Source organism: Limnospira indica PCC 8005 (assembly GCF_000973065.1).
GTDB lineage: Bacteria > Cyanobacteriota > Cyanobacteriia > Cyanobacteriales > Microcoleaceae > Limnospira > Limnospira fusiformis.
The window spans coordinates 1,325,539-1,343,242 of sequence record NZ_FO818640.1 but is presented as its reverse complement, the minus strand read 5'-3'; the positions used below and the strand labels follow the sequence as shown (position 1 = coordinate 1,343,242).

Annotated in this window: 8 protein-coding genes and 2 pseudogenes; 6 read left to right on the top strand and 4 right to left on the bottom strand. The window is 44.6% G+C overall.

From position 1 onward, the window contains the following. Nucleotides 1–12 precede the first annotated feature (12 nt). Nucleotides 13–1,542, top strand: a pseudogene (gene pckA / locus XZ46_RS05990) (phosphoenolpyruvate carboxykinase (ATP)); the annotation flags it as partial. Nucleotides 1,543–1,620: 78 nt separating this feature from the next. Here pckA and XZ46_RS05985 read toward each other — a convergent pair. Then, nucleotides 1,621–2,247: a response regulator transcription factor gene (locus tag XZ46_RS05985; protein ID WP_006621040.1), complete on the bottom strand. Its 627-nt coding sequence runs from the start codon at nucleotides 2,245–2,247 to the stop codon at nucleotides 1,621–1,623. A gap of 151 nt (nucleotides 2,248–2,398) precedes the next feature. Then, a complete protein-coding gene (locus tag XZ46_RS05980) occupies nucleotides 2,399–3,625 on the bottom strand; it encodes a molybdopterin molybdotransferase MoeA (protein ID WP_008049099.1) in 1,227 nt (408 codons plus the stop codon). A gap of 97 nt (nucleotides 3,626–3,722) precedes the next feature. On the opposite strand from XZ46_RS05980, the gene cobO reads away from it, so the two are divergent. Together cobO and ureG are read left to right on the top strand one after the other, a co-directional pair. Beyond that, nucleotides 3,723–4,337: a cob(I)yrinic acid a,c-diamide adenosyltransferase gene (cobO, locus tag XZ46_RS05975; RefSeq protein WP_008049097.1), complete on the top strand. Its 615-nt coding sequence runs from the start codon at nucleotides 3,723–3,725 to the stop codon at nucleotides 4,335–4,337. Between the two features lie 27 nt (nucleotides 4,338–4,364). Continuing rightward, complete coding sequence (gene ureG / locus XZ46_RS05970) at nucleotides 4,365–4,964, top strand: urease accessory protein UreG (RefSeq protein ID WP_008049095.1); 600 nt, start codon at nucleotides 4,365–4,367, stop codon at nucleotides 4,962–4,964. Nucleotides 4,965–5,370: 406 nt separating this feature from the next. Here ureG and XZ46_RS05960 read toward each other — a convergent pair whose 3' ends face one another. Continuing rightward, entirely contained in the window at nucleotides 5,371–6,801 is a 1,431-nt protein-coding gene (locus tag XZ46_RS05960) for a family 10 glycosylhydrolase (protein ID WP_006670960.1), read from the bottom strand. A gap of 163 nt (nucleotides 6,802–6,964) precedes the next feature. On the opposite strand from XZ46_RS05960, the pseudogene XZ46_RS28435 reads away from it, so the two are divergent. Beyond that, nucleotides 6,965–7,357: pseudogene (locus XZ46_RS28435) on the top strand (zinc ribbon domain-containing protein); the annotation flags it as partial. 85 nt (nucleotides 7,358–7,442) lie between these two features. Further along, nucleotides 7,443–7,868 (top strand): hypothetical protein, encoded by a 426-nt coding sequence (locus XZ46_RS05955; RefSeq protein WP_008049092.1) that lies wholly within the window; start codon nucleotides 7,443–7,445, stop codon nucleotides 7,866–7,868. Nucleotides 7,869–8,211: 343 nt separating this feature from the next. On the opposite strand, the gene XZ46_RS05950 is transcribed toward XZ46_RS05955, so the two are convergent. Next, entirely contained in the window at nucleotides 8,212–12,159 is a 3,948-nt protein-coding gene (locus XZ46_RS05950) for a calcium-binding protein (protein ID WP_008049091.1), read from the bottom strand. A gap of 208 nt (nucleotides 12,160–12,367) precedes the next feature. Here XZ46_RS05950 and XZ46_RS05945 point away from each other — a divergent pair, with 208 nt between their 5' ends. Then, the gene (locus XZ46_RS05945) at nucleotides 12,368–17,704 is read left to right on the top strand and encodes a PAS domain S-box protein (RefSeq protein ID WP_006617061.1); all 5,337 of its coding nucleotides are present in this window, start codon (nucleotides 12,368–12,370) and stop codon (nucleotides 17,702–17,704) included.

Genomic DNA, 17,704 nt, shown 5'->3' with positions numbered 1-17,704 from the left:
CTAGGTCATGTTTATCACAACCTACCAGTTGCTATTCTGATTGAACACGCAGTAGCTAGGGGTGAAGGTGTATTAGCAGCCAATGGTTCCCTTTGCGTAAAAACCGGTAAATATACAGGTCGTTCTCCTCACGATAAATTCATTGTTCAAGAAGAGAATAATAAGGACGAAATCCATTGGAGCAAAATGAACGTCCCTATTTCCGAAGGCAACTTCGATCGCCTATTTCGGCGGGTACGTTCCTACGTCCAAGGTCGTGATTTATATATCTTTGATGGTTTTGTAGGAGCAGATACCAAGCGTCGTTTTGGTGTGCGGATCATCAACGAGCTGGCATCTCAAAACCTGTTGGTTCATCAACTGTTTATTCGTCCAACAGACGAAGAACTGCAAACCCACAATCCTGACTTTACTGTAATTGCAGTTCCTGGACTCCATGCTGATCCCGAAGATGATGGCATCAATAGTGAAGCCTTTATCGTACTTAACCTGTCGAAACGGCTAGTAATTATTGGTGGTTCCAAGTACGCCGGAGAAATCAAAAAATCAGTTTTCTCCCTAATGAATTACTTTATGACCAAAGCTGATGTGCTACCTATGCACTGTGCAGCTAATGTGGATGACGCTGGTAATACGGCGTTATTTTTTGGTCTATCAGGAACCGGAAAAACCACCCTTTCGGCTGACCCGGAACGCTATCTAATTGGGGATGACGAACACGGCTGGTCAGAAGATGGTATCTTCAACTTTGAAGGTGGTTGTTATGGGAAAACGATCGCCTTATATCGGGAAAATGAGCCGCAAATCTGGGATGCGATCCGGTTTGGTTCAATGATGGAAAATGTAGTGCTTGATCACTACACTCGCATTCCCGACTACAATGATGGTAGCTTAACAGAAAATACCCGGGTGGCTTATCCCATTGACTACATTCCCAATGCGATTATTCCTAGTATTGGTAGTCATCCCAAAACCATTCTATTTTTGGCAGCAGATGCTTTCGGAGTTCTCCCCCCCATCTCCAAACTAACCCGCGAACAAGCGATGTATCACTTCATGTCTGGTTACACCAGCAAGGTGGCGGGAACTGAACGGGGAATTAAAGAACCGGAAGCGACTTTCTCCGCTGGGTTTGGTAAGTGTTTCCTACCCTTAGAAGCGGCGGTTTATGCCAATTTACTGGGTAAACGCCTTGCGGATCACCCAGAAACCAATGTATATTTGGTGAACACTGGCTGGTCTGGTGGTGTGTACGGAGTTGGCAGTCGTGTTTCCATCAAATACACTCGCGCCTTGGTGTCGGCGGCGGTGAATGGAGACTTGGATAATGTGGAATTCCATGAGCATCCGATCTTCAAGATTTGGGTTCCTAATGCTGTACCAGGAGTTCCGACGGAAATTCTTGATCCGGTGAAAACCTGGTCTGACTCCCAAGAGTATGAAAAACAAGCGAAATACTTGGCTAAATTGTTTGTGGAAAACTTCAGCAAATATGTGAACGTACCAGAGGAAGTAACCGCCGCTGGTCCGGTTGTCGATTAATCAAGGGTTGGGGGATAATTCCCCCAATACCTGAAGAAGGTCTAAAATTAGGTCGCGGCGTTTTCGTCGCGATTTTGATTATACTAAACCCGATCGCAAAGCGACGACAGCGACCATTACCCGGTCATCAACGGCTAATTTATTCATAATCCCCCGAACATGGGTTTTAATGGTGTTAGGACTTAAATAAAGCGCCTCAGCAATTTCTGGGTTGCTTTTACCTTCCACCATAAGTTTGAGAACTTCTAACTCCCGGGGGGATAAAGTACCCAAGTTACTTTGAGGTAGGGGTGGCTTGAGGTGTTCCATAACCAAACGAGCAACTTGAGGATCTAGATAGGTTGCTCCCTCATAGGCTGCCTGTATTGCTACAATCAAACTATCAACACTTCCTCCCTTCACACAATAAGCATCAGCACCACTGGAAAGGGAAGCAAGTACCTCCGTTTCTGCTGTGTGGGAGGTGAGCATAACGACTCTGATTTCTGGTAAGATTTCTTTAATCTGTTTGGTGGCTGCAATACCATCAAGGCGAGGTAACCCGATATCCATAATCACAACATCAGGTTTTTTCTCCTTAGCGGCTTCGACACCTAAATAACCATCTTCAGCAATACCAACCAGGGTAATACCTGGACAGTCAGATAAGACTTGCTCTAACCCTAGTTGCATCATAGGATCGTCTTCAACAATTAGAACGCGCATTATTGTTCACGGGAATGTTATAATAGCAGGGTTGCCAATGGTCACAAATGACGGCGGAAACTATAGTCAATATATTAGCTATTGTGGTTAATAATCCCCCGTTACATAGAGATGCAAGAGGAGTCCTGTGGAACCAAATATATCCAAAATCTCAACGGACTTTGAGAATTTGGACAAATTCCCCGGCTTCAATGCAGGTCTGACCGACTGGAAGCATAGCGAGGGCGTTGGTTTGGGCGAGGTTAATCAGGTTTCCAGAATTTTGGCTTCCTGAAGCGAGGATAAATTGGGTTTCGCCATTGACCGATCGCAGATTTCCCCAAAGGTAGGTTTCTCGCTTACCCCCCGATCGCAATTCCATTGGCGATCGCACCCGCCACCATTCTGGTCCCCAAAACTCAGAAGTGAGTCCGCTTCGTTTTCTCAAGGCTGGTTGGACAAACCGCCAGCAGGTGACTAAGGCTGACACCGGGTTTCCCGGTAAACCAAAATACAAACAATGGGGAAAAGTCGCGAAGGTAAGGGGTTTTCCGGGTTTGACGGCTACTGAGTTGACCAGAATTTCTCCCCCAAGGTCAGCCAGAATTTGACCAACATAATCATAATCCCCGACGGACACTCCCCCAGTTGATAATACTATATCAGCGCTGAGTAGGGCTTTGGCGATCGCTGTTTTGAGGGCTTCCGGTTCATCAGGAATAATCCCTAAAATAACCGGTTCTGCGCCCATTTGCATCACCCAACTCGCTAAAGCATACTGATTAGAGTCTACTAGCTTTCCTGGGGCTATGGGATGCTCTGGGGGGATTAATTCGTTCCCGGTTGATATCAATCCTACCTTGAGTTTAGCATAAACTGGGACCTGCACACATTTGGCCGCGGCTAAAACTGCGATTTCTGCAACTCCTAAGCTAATTCCGGCAGGGAGTAGAGGGTCTCCGGCGCGACTATAGGACCCCTGATGACGCACAAAGGCTCTCAGTTCCGGGGTGGTTAGGATTTTGATGCGATCGCCATCGGGTTGGGTATCTTCTTGGATTACAATTGTATCAGCCCCAGCAGGTAAACAGGCTCCTGTAAAAATGCGCGCCGCTTGTCCGGGGGCGATAGTTTTTTGGGGACAATATCCGGCGGGTATTTCTTCTATGACTGCCAAAGTTACAGGATTTTCGGCGCTACTTTGGGCGACATCAGCATAACGGACGGCATAACCATCCATGGCGGAGTTATCCCAGTGGGGAAAGTCTAATTCACTGGTAATCGGGGCGGCGAGAATGCGTCCGGTAGCCTCGGATAATTTGACCAGTTCTATATCTTGTTGGTGGGGTGGTCCTACTTGTTCTAGGATAATTGCCTCTGCGGCTTGGGCTGATAACATACAATCTCATTTCTGGGTTTTCGTCTCCATATTCTATAGCAGCTTTAGTCGCCTCTATGCTACAGTTGATCAGGTCCTACTCAGTGATGCGATCGCTATGGAAACTACGGGTTTGACAGCGGAACAACACCGCCAAAAAATGCAGCGCCGCAAGGAAATTCAAGACCAGCGGGTAGCTGAGAGACAGGTGGAAAAGGGTTTGATTATTGTCAATACTGGCAATGGGAAGGGTAAAACTACTGCCGCTTTGGGGATGGTTTTACGATCGCTTGGTCATGGCTATCGGGTGGCGATCGTCCAGTACATTAAGGGCGCATGGGAACCAGCAGAAAAGGCCGTTTTCAGTCTCTGGCCGGAACAATTACAGTTTCATGCTTTGGGGGAAGGTTTTACCTGGGAAACTCAAGACCGCGATCGCGATATCCAAAGGGTTAGTGAAGCCTGGAAACTTAGTCTATCTTTAATTGAAAATCCCGAGATTAAGTTGGTACTTTTAGATGAAATTAACATCGCCATTAAGTTGGGATATCTCACCGTAGAAACGGTTTTGGCGGGTTTGGAAAAGAAACCTCACGACTCCCATGTGATTTTGACCGGTCGTGGCGCTCCCCCTAGTTTGATAGAACGCGCGGATCTGGTTACCGAGATGACTTTGGTTAAGCATCCTTTCCGGGAACAAGGGGTTAAGGCTCAACCGGGTATCGAGTTTTAAGTTGTCTATAATCATCAGGGGGATTTAATGAGTCCTTTTCGAGTGGGAATTGCAGGTCCGGTGGGGTCGGGTAAGACGGCTTTACTTGATGCACTCTGTAAAGCTATGCGCGATCGCTTTCAAATGGCTGTGGTTACTAATGATATTTACACCCAAGAAGATGCTCAGTTTTTGATGCGATCGCAAGCCTTAGAAACTGATAGAATTATCGGTGTCGAAACCGGAGGCTGTCCCCATACCGCTATCCGCGAAGATGCTTCGATTAATCTTAGTGCTATTCAAGAGTTGGAGTCTACTTTCCCTAATTTGGATGTCGTGTTTTTAGAGAGTGGTGGCGATAATTTGGCGGCGACTTTTAGCCCGGAATTGGTCGATTTAACTATCTATGTTATTGATGTGGCGGCGGGTGATAAAATTCCCCGCAAAGGAGGACCCGGAATTACTAAGTCCGATTTATTGGTGATTAATAAAATTGACTTGGCTCCCTTTGTCGGCGCGGATTTAACCGTCATGGAAAGAGATGCTAAAAAGATGCGCGGAAATAAACCTTTTGTCTTTACTAACCTCAAGGAAAAGCAAGGATTAACTACTATCCTCGATTTTATTCAGTCTCATATCATTAACTGACCAAACCTTAATATCTATACCACATCACAGACACCTATAGGCGATCGCCTCCCCCCTATTATTGGCGCAAATAGTTAAGTTTTGCTAATACTTCCACCCAGATAATTTTGATGTTCCGAACGACATTAAGAATTAATAAGTTTTTATTGAAAATAGCTCGCAAAAGGTTGACGAAATAATAGGGGTTCTGGTATCCTAGAATAAATCGCACCCAAGGGGTTCCTGTGTCTACACGCAAAAAAAAGCGCTGAAACCCTCATTCTAGCGCCCATCAAAATATTTTCTGGCTAAAGAATATAATTCACGAATCACGAGTTTTGGGGAAGTAAGGGACGGCCAAAAATCGACCTCTTGACAAAAGCGACATTTTGTGCATAGCCCCAAACTGACCCACAATTGAAGTCGGTTAGCGAATAGAAGCGCGAATAGCAGGTTGAGGGAACATAGACTGGAAACTATACTGTCTTTGGGCGAGGGGTTCAGCGGCGTGGTCCCAGAGACTTTCATAGAAAAAGAAAGCGACACCGAATTGGCGATCGCGCGCGGCACGAACCTTAGACTGGATGAAATTGATAGGAACTGGTCTAGTTCTCAAACCGGTGAGAATACCAACCCCGGTAGAAATCTTGTTTTGTGCGGCTTTCATTTCCGGTCGGTTTAACTCAGCAATAAAAAAGTCCAATTCATCCCGATAAACCTGCACCACCAACTCATCAACAAGACCATCTCTAACCCAAGTAACCCAATCTTGTAAATGACCGTTATAGGCGATATGATAAGGATTCGGACTAACGGAAATAATGCTATGAGGTTTTTTGGCTTTAATAGCTTGGTGCAATTGTCTCATAAAAGCCGTGATTTTATGAGCACGCCAACGCACCCAAGCGGGGTCTTGGGGGTTACTAGGTGGGGTGCGATTAGTCTCTCTTTGATAAAGAGAAATGGTATAAGGGTCATATCCAAATGTACTAGGTAAACTGGTATGGTCGTCAAACTGTACGCCATCAATATCGTAGTCGGTAACCACCTCTACAATTAAATCAGTCATAAACTTCTGGACTTGCGGGTGAAAGGGATTTAACCAAACGACTTCCCCAGCGGCGCTTATGGAAGTTTTAGTTCCGTCTCGCTGTTGAGTCAGCCAGTTGGGATGTTTTAAAGCCAACTCGGAACTAGGGGGAGCCATAAAACCGAACTCAAACCAGGGAAGCACTAACAAGTTATGACGATGAGCGCGTTCAATGATATCAGCCAGCATATCTTGTCCTTGGAAACCCCGGCGGACAAAAGGCTGAATTCCGGCTTCTTTAACTACAGAACTTTTATAGGTGACATAACCAGAGTTCCAAACCACTGGATAAATTGTGTTAAAATTGAATTGGGCGAGTTTGCTGACTGCTTCTTCGAGTCTCGGTTGATTCATTAACACATCTGTATCATTGGTGGTCATCCAAACGCCACGAATTTCGGTTTTGGGAATTTGGGGAATGGGTGGAGGTGCGATCGGCGGCTGAGGAACTGGTGGGGGTATATCAGGAACTGGTGGGGGTGTAATGGTTTCCTCGATAGCTGGTGCGGGAGGAGGTGTAATGGTTTCCTCGGTGGCTGGTGCGGGAGGAGGTGTAATGGTAGGCTGTGGTGGCTCTAGGGGTAGAGGTTCATCAAAAACTTCTGGGGGAAACAGGGGTAAGTCGGGGGAAGTCGGTGGTGTACGGAAAGCTGGGGGGAGTGCGATCGCTGGAATTTGTATGACAGCAATTAGGCTGACAAAAAATAAGGCAATGAGGAAACTGGCTTTTTTGACCAAGGTTGATTTCATAGTTGTAGTTAGGAGCATGATTTAATCTCCAATTAGGTTAACATTTTACGGCAATACGGTATAATACCAAGTATGGTGCGAGACCTTCGGGTATGAAATAGAGCTGAAATGAGCGTGGGGACTACCCGGTGAGGACTTCAACCCCTTGGTTGATTGGGTCGCATCCCTGACCATCCCATAACACAGCCTGATTTTTTTGCCCACCTTCGAGACTTCCAATATGGTTGCCAAGGTAAAGCGTCTAATCAGGTCTAAGACTGCCGGAGCCATGCTGACATGGGCGCATTATCGATTCAAACTAACCCTGAGACATAAGCGCGGAAATAACTTAACAGTTGTAGATGTGACGGAAGAATACACCAGCAAAACCTGTACTCACTGTGGTCATGTGCATTCCCAGCTAGGTGGCTCAAAAGTGTTCCGATGTCCTGAGTGCGGGGTCACTCTACCCAGGGACTGGAACGGTGCTTTTGGAATCTTTCTAAAAGCTTTGCGGGATACCGCCTCTGTTACCTTAACGGGTAATAGTGCTATCGTCGCATTGTCAGGCAATAGCCGGATAAATGTCGCGTAAATGTATCAGTTTAGCAGAAAATTGGAGGTCTGGGATCTAATTTCAAGGCATAGCTACTAATTTGATAATTTGAGGACGATTTGAGATGATGGCTAATTTGTCAAGACTATTGTGGCTCCTACCAATGGTGACTATTACGGCTGCGGTAAGTTCTGATGCGATCGCGATCGCCTCTACGGGGACTATAGCAGAAAATGCGATCGCTCAAGGGCGGATCAGGGCTCCTTTTTTTGAGGAAACCCAAGACCCTGGGTTTACCAACACTTTTCTTAGGGATGCTTTGGGGGGTGTTGCTGACCCATTAGAGAGTAGTAATGGTAGTAGCGCAGCAGAAACCATTACCACAGGATCTGATTCCCTACAGACCATACAAAACAACTTTAACAGGAGTAGGGGAGACTTGAATGGAGGTCCATCTCCCCGTAATGGTCGTTCTATAGTGACTCCAGATAATGGCAGAATACCGACAGGTAGAGGTATTTTTCGGTCTTTACCCCCTTCTGGTCGCTAAGAAAGAATTAATTAATAATTGGGGAGAAACCCGGTTTCTTCGAGAAACCGGGTTTCTTGACCTGTGGGGGAGAAACCCGATATTGTAGGGTGCGTCAGACCCCGATACTTAGGAATTCCAGAGATGATTAATGCTGACGCACCTTCTAGGGGAAAGGTGGTGCATCAGATGAACAAAATTTGCCGTTCACCCGATAGGTTATCCCTCTGACTCACCCTACGAATGAGTGATAATGATTAATTACCAATGGTAGCATCGAAAAATTTTTCGCCCCTACTGGTGGGTGAGGGCGGGTTTATTGGTATTGTCGGTGGGAACTGACGATTGACAGTAGAACCCGCCCCTACATGGTGTTTAATTCAATTATCCATTGTCCAAAAAAGTCATCAAAAACAAATCTAATTCCTTGGTCGCCGATGTCAGTTAACAGCGCCTCGGCTGCTTGTTGCACCCCAGGTGAACTATTCTCTGATTGATTTTGAGGAAACCAAGAATCTGTCTGTCCAGGGAAAGAACCTCCCCATATCAGTGTCAGGTCTGGGAAAGAACCTCCAACTAAATCTTCGCCTCTGAGCTGTAAATCAAGACTTCCATCGCTGTAGCGACGAGTTTCTTGATTGTCTGTATCAATGACTGTATCAATCAGATTAGCATCCCACTGACCAGTTAAATCGGAAATCAAATAACCGTTACCAGTTAGTGCATCTCTAAAGTTAGAAAATCCAGTTATTTCTCCGGTTCCCTGTAAAGATCCTTCTAACTTCTCGTCTGTGTCTGGATCATTGTCTGGTGCTAGTGTCGGAATAAAAGGAATAGTCCCACCAGTCAAAGTCTCTTCGCCGTTGGGTGGTTCGAGAGTATCTTCTCCGGGTACGCCAATTAAGAGGATATCATCAATAGATAATCGGGGATTACCGATAAATGTGGCGACGGTTACAGGGGGTTGTGTTCCTGAACCGTCGGGGTCATAGATAAGGTTTCCGGTCTGTAATTCATAGGCGAGAATGGGACTGCTAATGGTGTCGAGGTTATCGGGATTAAATTCTCCGGTTTCGAGGAAAATAAATTGTTCAGGACTCAGGCTATTTTCGGGGGTAGTACCTCTGGTGAAGCCGAATTGATCACTGTCAAATAGAAGGCGATCGCTTCCGGGGGTAAAATCAACAATTAGGTCAACTCCTAAATTAATTTGATTGGGAGATAGATAAGCAAAGGTATCGCTTCCTTCACCACCGACGAGGGTATCATCCCCAGCACCACCAATTAAACAATCATTACCTAGATTACCAAATAGGGAGTCATCACCATCAGAACCAATGAGGGTATCATCACCTGCATTACCATCAATGGCAGTAAGAATATTAACATTAACCGGAACTCTAATTAGATTTCCTTCGGAGTCGATCGCTTCATAACTAAAACTGCCAAGATTTCCGCCGGGGAGGGTGGGAATAAACTCGGCGGCTGTACCACCTTCTAGGATATTCACATTTCCGCCGATTAAATCGGTGATGGTATTTATCACGGCTATGCGTTCATTATCAGAAGCGGGAATGGTGACGGGAACGCCAACAAAATCGATGGTATCGTTAGCAGCGATCGCATCATTTCCGGGAGTACCATTAATTAAAGCGAAGGCGGTGATATTTCTAGTATCTTCATCTGTAGGATCATCATCATCACCATCATCTAGGGTATCGTCTCCGGCTGTACCAATCAAGATGATATCATTAACAGATAGGGGAGGGTTGCCTTGTAAATTAGCAATAATTTCGGGGGGTTGTGTTCCTGAACCGTCCGGGTCATAGAGCAGGTTTCCGGTCTGTAATTCATAGGCGAGAATGGGACTATTTATGAGGCTGAGATTATCTTGATAAGTTCCGGTTTCCACGAGAACCAATTGTTGAGGACTCAGGATATTTTCCGGGGTAGTACCTATTTGAATAAAGCCGAATTCCTCACGGTCAAATAGAAGGCGATCGCTTCCGGGGGTAAAGTCCAAAATCAAATCAGTTCCGGTGGTGATTTGACTGCGGGAAATATAGGCAAAAACATCATTGCCAGCACCTCCGAATAGGGTATCATTTCCGGCATTTCCAAACAGGGTATCATCCCCATCATCTCCTGATAAGAAATCATCACCCTTTCCGCCATAGAGAATATCATTATCAGCCCCTCCATATAGCTGGTCATTTCCCGGACCGCCAAAGAGGATATCATCACCACTACCACCAAAGACGATATCATCACCACTATCTCCTAAGAGGGTATCATCGCCTGCTTCTCCGAATAAGCAATCATTACCCTGTCCGCCATAGAGGAGATCTGGTCCTGAACTTCCAATCAGAACATCATCGCCACCTAAGCCGTTAATACGGGTGACGGGAAGAATATCGATAAATACATTAGCACTATCTTGGGTGTTGCCATCACTGGCGGTATAGGTAAAGCTGGCTTGGGTTCCCCCAGGCAATGTGGGGGTAAATCTGACAATGGTATTATTATTAAGTAAGGCTACGTCCCCGCCTGTGATGTTGCTGACGCTGCTGATAGATAAACCTGTCTCGGGACTATCATTGTCTAAAACTGGAATTTCGACGGGATTAAAGGGTTCTGGCGCGATCGCAAAAATGGTATCATCGGAGTCGGTTCCGTCTATTTCCTGGGGAGTGGCGGCGCGAACTTCCCTGGCGATGATGTTGACGGTTTCGGGGCGAGTCAATGAAACCGGATCAACTAGGATAATATCATTGGGGGATAAATTGGGGATGCTGCCATCTTCTGATTGTAACTGCGCGATCGCTATAGGTGGAGAGGTTCCCAAGCCGTCTATATCGTATTCCAGAAGTCCGGTAATGGTATCGTAAAGCAGAATCGGGATTTCTGTATTTTCGGGTAGGGATTCTCGATTGGTGGTAAACTGTTCGGGGTTGAGGGTTTGGGTCTCGGTATTGAGAGCGGATAAACCAAAACCACCTTCCTCTAGGGATTGGCTTTGAAAAACTAGGCGATCGCTATTTGGTGTAAAGTTTAATATGCGATCGGGTTGTGTACCTCTGTCATTAGGGGACAGGTAGACTAAGGTATCATTCCCTGTACCAGCCGTGAGGGTGTTTACGCCTGCACCACCTTCTAGCCAATTATTCCCCCCGCCACCAGATAAGCAATCATTCCCCTCCCCACCAAATAGGGAATCATTACCAATACCCCCCAACAGGGTATCATTACCAGGACCACCATCAAGGATATTATCTCCTGACCCGGCTTGTAGGAGGTCGTCCCCTAAACCGCCAAAGAGGGTATCATCACCAGGACCCCCTAAGAGGGTATCGTTACCACTTCCCCCCAAGATAGAGTCGTTTCCGGTCCCCCCGTCAAGGGTTTGGTCGAATTGGTCTCCCACTAGGGTATCATTTCCGCCTCTCCCTTGTATGGCTGTTACTGGCTGAAAACTAATGGTTGCGGTAGCGGTAGCAAATTGGTTATGGCGATCGCGCAATGTATAATCAAAGCTACCAGAACCGCCAAGGGAGGTTGTATCGGGGATAAATTCTACTCCGACTCCCCCAGGGAGAATGGTAGCACTCCCGTTACTGACATTCTCAATATTAGTGATGGCTTTTTCATCCCTAATAAAATCTGGCGGGAGGGGGATAGTTAATCTGGGTTCTGCGGCTTGGAGAAAATCATTATTTTCTGTACCTACAACTAAGCGGGGGGTTGAGGTCATAATCGGGTCAGCGACGAGGGTGGTAAAATAGGAGATTCTAATATTGTCTATGGCTAATTCGGTCGCTTCCGAACCAATGGCAATAATTCCGGTGTTCCGAGGGAGGGTGGTACTAAAGCGCCGAAATTCGTTAAATGTTTCTCCTGGGGTGGCTAATAAAACGCCAGTCCCTAGAGAATTGCCTTCTCGGTCAAATAGTTCGACGGTATGTTCTCGATTTGGGGAGGTGTAGTGAAAGGAAAAGTTACCCCCTCCTATGCTTAATGGTGATAAATTTCTGAGGTCAATGGTAATGCGATCGCCTGTCACTAATTCATTGACTTCTATCTCTTCGGAATCTTCGGAATCTTCGGAATCTTCGGTGTTTATAATAGCTTCGGAATATGAGATAACTGTAGTTCCAGGGGGGGAAGTTCTGGTGGCATCAAATAAGCCTTCTCCCCCTTCGTCAACACTGACCAAAGCTATGGCGTTGGGGGAAAATCTCACCCCATCGATTGTGCCAATGGGTGCAAAGTTGCGAGTTTGGAAATCTTCAAAGTCAAAAAATAGTTCCCGCATTTTATTAGCTTAAAAAAATATATATGTTGGCTGATAATTAACCTAAGTTAACCCCTGGCGGATTACCTTATCACATTTAACCGACTTTGGCAAGGGCTCCACCTCAAGATTAAGTTAATTGGTTGACAGAAAGAGTTATTTCAATTATAATTAAGAGGCATATAATAGGCAGCAGTTTTATCAATACCACGCTTCGTGGTGAAAGACTATGGCAAGCAACTCATCATATACCCTGACCGAATTAGAAAGCGCGATTATTAGAGAGCCGTTATTAGTAACAGTAGAAACAACGGCGAGGGAAGCGATCGCGCTGATGAGTGAAAGTCGCGCCAGTTGTAGTATATCATCAAAAGCCAGTGTTCTATTAGAGGAAGTTTATGGAGAGGCGCGTTCCAGTTGCGTCTTGGTAGTAGAAGGGGAGCAATTAGTAGGTATTCTGACTCAGGGAGATATCATCCGACTCTGTACAGAAAAAAGACCCTTAGAGCAGTTATTGGTAGGGGAAGTCATGACCGCCTCAGTATTAAGCTGGAGGGAGTCAGAATTGAGCGACTTTTTTGAAGTGATTGATTTGCTGAGGAAAAATCAAATCTGTCACCTACCGCTAGTGGATGATAGCGATCGCCTAGTAGGGTTAATAACCCATGAAACTCTGCGTTATATTAGCCACCCCATAGACCTGCTGAGATTACGAACGGTAGAAGAGGTAATGACAACAGAGGTTATTTGTGCTAGTCCTGAGAGTAACCTGCTAGAAATTGCCTGTTTAATGACACAATACCGGGTCAATTGTGTAGTTTTAGTAGAAACCGATTTCGTGAACAATTCAACGGCTGTCAATGTTCCGGTCGGGATCCTGACCGAGGGAGATATTGTCAAGTTTAATACCTTCTGCTTAGACCTAGAAAACTATAGCAGTAAACAGTTAATGAGTACCCCAGTGTTTTCGGTCGCCACCAATGAGAATCTGTGGAGAATTCATGAGTTGATGTCATCCCAATATATCCGGCGAGTTCTAGTCACAGGTTCCCATGGTGAACTCTTAGGGATAGTGACCCAAACCAGTATGCTCAAAGTGCTAAATCCTCTGGATCTGTATAAAATGACGAAGATTTTAGATGGTCGCATATCGGAGTTAGAATTAGAAAAAATTAGCATTTTAGAAACTCAGGCGAAACAACTAGATGAACAGGTCAAAAAACGGACTTTAGAACTAGAACAGGCGCACCACAGAGAACAACTGGTATTTGAGATTACCAACCGGATTAGGTCTTGGTTAAATTTACCGGAAATCCTGGAGGAAACGGTTAAACAAGTCCGGATTTTGTTAAATTGTGATCGGGTAGTAATCTACCAATTCAACCCAGATTTGAGCGGTGATATCGTAGCGGAATCAGTAATGGAACCCTATACATCCTGCTTAGATAAAAATATTAAAGATACCTGTTTTCAGGACAACCCATCAATGTATCAAGACGGAAAGATTTTCGTAGCACCAGATATTGATCAGGTGGGATTAAGTGAATGTCATTTATCTCTGCTCAAACAATTTGAAGTCCGAGCAGATTTAGTAGTTCCAATTGTTTTATCTAACCATGAAGCGGAAAGCCAATCTAAGAGTTTGTGGGGTTTATTTGCGATTCATCAATGTAGTAATACGCGGCTGTGGTTATCAGAAGAAATCCAGATAGTCCAACAGTTGGCGCTACAGGTAGCGATCGCTATTCAACAAGCGATCGCCTACGATGACCTACAAAGGGAACTACAGGAACGCCAACAAATTCAAACCTGTTTACAAGAAACAGAAGAACGTTATGCGACTCTGACAGATTTAATCCCGGTGGGAGTTTTTCGGACGGATAAGGAGGGTGATTGTATCTATGTCAATGAGGAATATTGTCAGATGACGGGACGTATTCCTGGGGAAACAATTGGTTTATCTTGGCAAATTTCTGTGCATCCTGAAGATAGCGATCGCATTAATGAAGCCTGGAAACAGACTCAAGTAAATCATCACCCATTTAAGGAAGAATATCGTTTAGAAGCCGGGGAAAATCAGTTGTGGGTGTTTGGTCAAATTGTCCCGGAATTTAGTGTAGAAGAAACAGTAAATGGCTATGTGGGTACTATTACAGATATTAGCGAACAGAAAGCGGCACTTTGTGAACGGGAAAAAGCGGAAACCGCATTACAAGATCTTAATCAATCTTTAGAAGCGACGGTCAAACAGCGAACCCAGGAACTTTCTCACCTTAGCGATCGCCTACAATTAGCGATTAAGTCAGCCCAAATGGGAATTTGGGATTGGGATATTTCTCAGAATCATCTAACCTGGGATGATCAGATGTATAAAATTTATGGAGTCTCACCTTTAGAGTGTCCCCAGACAGTGGAATTATGGAAAAACTCCCTACACCCAGAAGACGCTGAATTAACTCAGGCAATTTTACAGGAAAGTCTGCGAGGGGAAAGGGAATTTAATCCAGAATTTCGGATTGTACGTCCTGACGGTTCTATAGTTTTTATTAAAGCAAATGCTCTAATTATTCGCAACCCCGAAGGAGAACCTCAAAGGATGATCGGTACTAATGTTGATATTACCGAGAGTAAACAAGCCGAGTCCGACCGCCAACAATTACTAAGGGAGTTATCCGATCTAAAGTTAGCCATAGACCATTCAGCGATCGTAGCTGTTACTGATGCGAGTGGAGTGATTACCTACGTCAATAATCGCTTCTGTGAAATTTCCGGTTATTCCTCGGAAGAATTAATCGGTAAAAGCCATCGTATCGTTAACTCAAGATGCCATCCCCCTGGTTTTTTCGCGAATTTATGGCGGACTATTTCTAGTGGTAAAGTTTGGCATGGAGAAATTTGTAATCGCTCTAAAAATGGTTCTATTTACTGGACTGAAAGTACCATTGTCCCTTTTTTAAATTCCCATAAAAAAGTCTCTCAATATTTAGCTATTCGCTTTGATATCACCGCTCGCAAACAGGCGGAAGCTAGGCTATTAGACTATTCCCATGAGATTGAGGACTTATATAATAAAGCACCCTGTGGCTATCATTCCCTCGATGCTGAGGGTCGCTATGTCAAAGTTAATGATACGGAACTGCAATGGTTAGGATACTCTCGTGAACAATTACTTGGGAGACGTTTAGCAGATTTTCTCACCCCGGACAGTCGAGAGATATTTGAGAGTAATTTTGAGTTATTTAAACAGCAAGGATATCTCAAAGATATGTTGCTGGAGATGATTAGTAGTAATGGTCACGTTTTCCCGGTACTCTTGAATTATAGCGCCGTTTATAATCCCCAAGGTGAATATCTTTATAGTCGTTCAACTTTGTTTGATATTACCGACCTAAAATCAGCGCAAATAGCCTTAGAAAAAAACCACAACCTTCTACAGTCAATTACCCTCGCACAATCCCAGTTTATTACATCGGAAAATCGCCTAACTATTTTTGATGGTTTACTTAGCAGCTTGCTAACTTTAACTGATAGTGAATATGGCTTTATTGGCGAGGTAATGTTCCGAGATAATGGGGGAGCAACCATGGAAGAAACTTTCCTAAAAATTCGGGGAGTTCCTTATCTAAAAACCCATAGCATAAGTAATGTGGCTTGGGATGAAGCCACGGAGAAATTTTATCAAGAAAACCATGAAGAAGGCATGGAATTTGATAATATGAATACCTTATTTGGGGCGGTAATTATGACCGGGAAACCTGTTATAGCTAACAGTCCTAGCAGTGACCCACGCCGGGGAGGGACTCCTAATGGTCATCCCCCTTTAAATAGTTTTTTGGGGTTGCCATTTTTTAGCAGTTCGACTCTCGTGGGAATAGTGGGAATTGCCAATAAACCAGGTGGCTATCATGAGGAAATGATTGATTATTTACAAGCCTTTTTAGTTACCTGTGGCAATTTAATTGAAGGGTATCGTTTACACCGGAAAAGAAATGAGGCGGAAGAGGCTAAGAAAGCCGCTGAACAGGAAATTGCTAAACAGTTGGCGAGTATTGAAGCTGCGGGGGATGGTATTGCTATTGTTCAGGATGATTTGTATCAGTATGTAAATCACGCTCATTTGGTCATGTTTGGTTATTCTGAACCTGAAGATTTAGTCGGTCATAGTTGGAGAAAAATCTATTCTCCTACAGAAATTCAACGCTTTGAAAATGAGGTTTTCCCGATTGTAATGCGCGATCGCTACTGGACTGGAGAAGCGATCGCCACTCGTCAAGACGGGACGAGTTTTGCGGAAGAATTATCTCTGACCCTAACGGAAGATAACCTGTTAATTTGTGTCTGTCGAGATATTAGCGATCGCCGAGAAACCGAAGCCAAACTGCGCCAGACTAATCAGGAATTGATGCGCGCTACCCGTCTGAAAGATGAGTTTCTCGCCAATATGAGTCATGAACTACGCACCCCCCTTAATGCTATTTTAGGAATGACCGAGGGTATGCAAGAAGAGGTATTTGGTACTTTAGGCGATCGGCAAAAACAAGCATTACAAACTATTGAACGCAGCGCCAGTCATCTCCTGGAATTAATTAACGATATTTTAGATCTGGCTAAAATTGAAGCCGGGGAAATGAAACTAGACCTTAATTATACTTCGATTCGCCCCCTGTGTCAATCTAGTATAGCTTTTATTAAGCAGCAAGCCTTTAAAAAAGGGATTTCCATTAATGTACAAATTCCCCAAGCCTTACCAGACTTATATATTGATGAACGCCGCCTGCGTCAAGTGTTAATTAACCTCCTCAATAACGCGGTTAAATTCACCCCATCCCGAGGTAAAATTAGCCTGGAAGTTAAGTTACAGCCACCCCCGATAGACAGCGATAAATCCCGAGTCCGTTTTGCTGTGATTGATACGGGAATTGGTATTAATGAAGAACAATTATCAAAACTGTTTAAACCCTTTACTCAAATTGATAGCGCTCTCAATCGTCAATATGAGGGAACAGGTTTAGGATTATCCCTAGTTAAACGCATTGTCGAAATGCACGGAGGTACTGTTAATGTGATTAGTAAAGTGGGGTCAGGAAGTCAGTTTATTTTTGAGATTCCTTGTGATGATATCTTAATCGGAACTAACACCCCCCATCTATCATCTAATACCTCGGATTTCCTGACGAAAACTGAAGATGTGGCTCAAGTTTCTCCCCTGATTTTAATTGCTGAAGATAACGAAGCTAATATCATGAGTTTGTCGAGTTATTTGGGTGCTAAAGGCTACCGTTTAATTATTGCTAAGGACGGTCAACAGGCGATTGATTTAGCACAATCAGAATCTCCTAATTTAATTCTGATGGATATTCAAATGCCGGGAATAGATGGCTTAGAAGCAATTAACCGTATCCGCCAAATCCCCACCATGACCCAAGTGCCAATTATTGCCTTAACCGCCTTGGCTATGACAGGCGATCGCGAAAAATGCCTAGAAGCTGGCGCAAATGATTATGTAGCCAAACCCGTTAAATTAAAACAACTCAACGCCAAAATTCAGGAAATTTTAGACTTATAA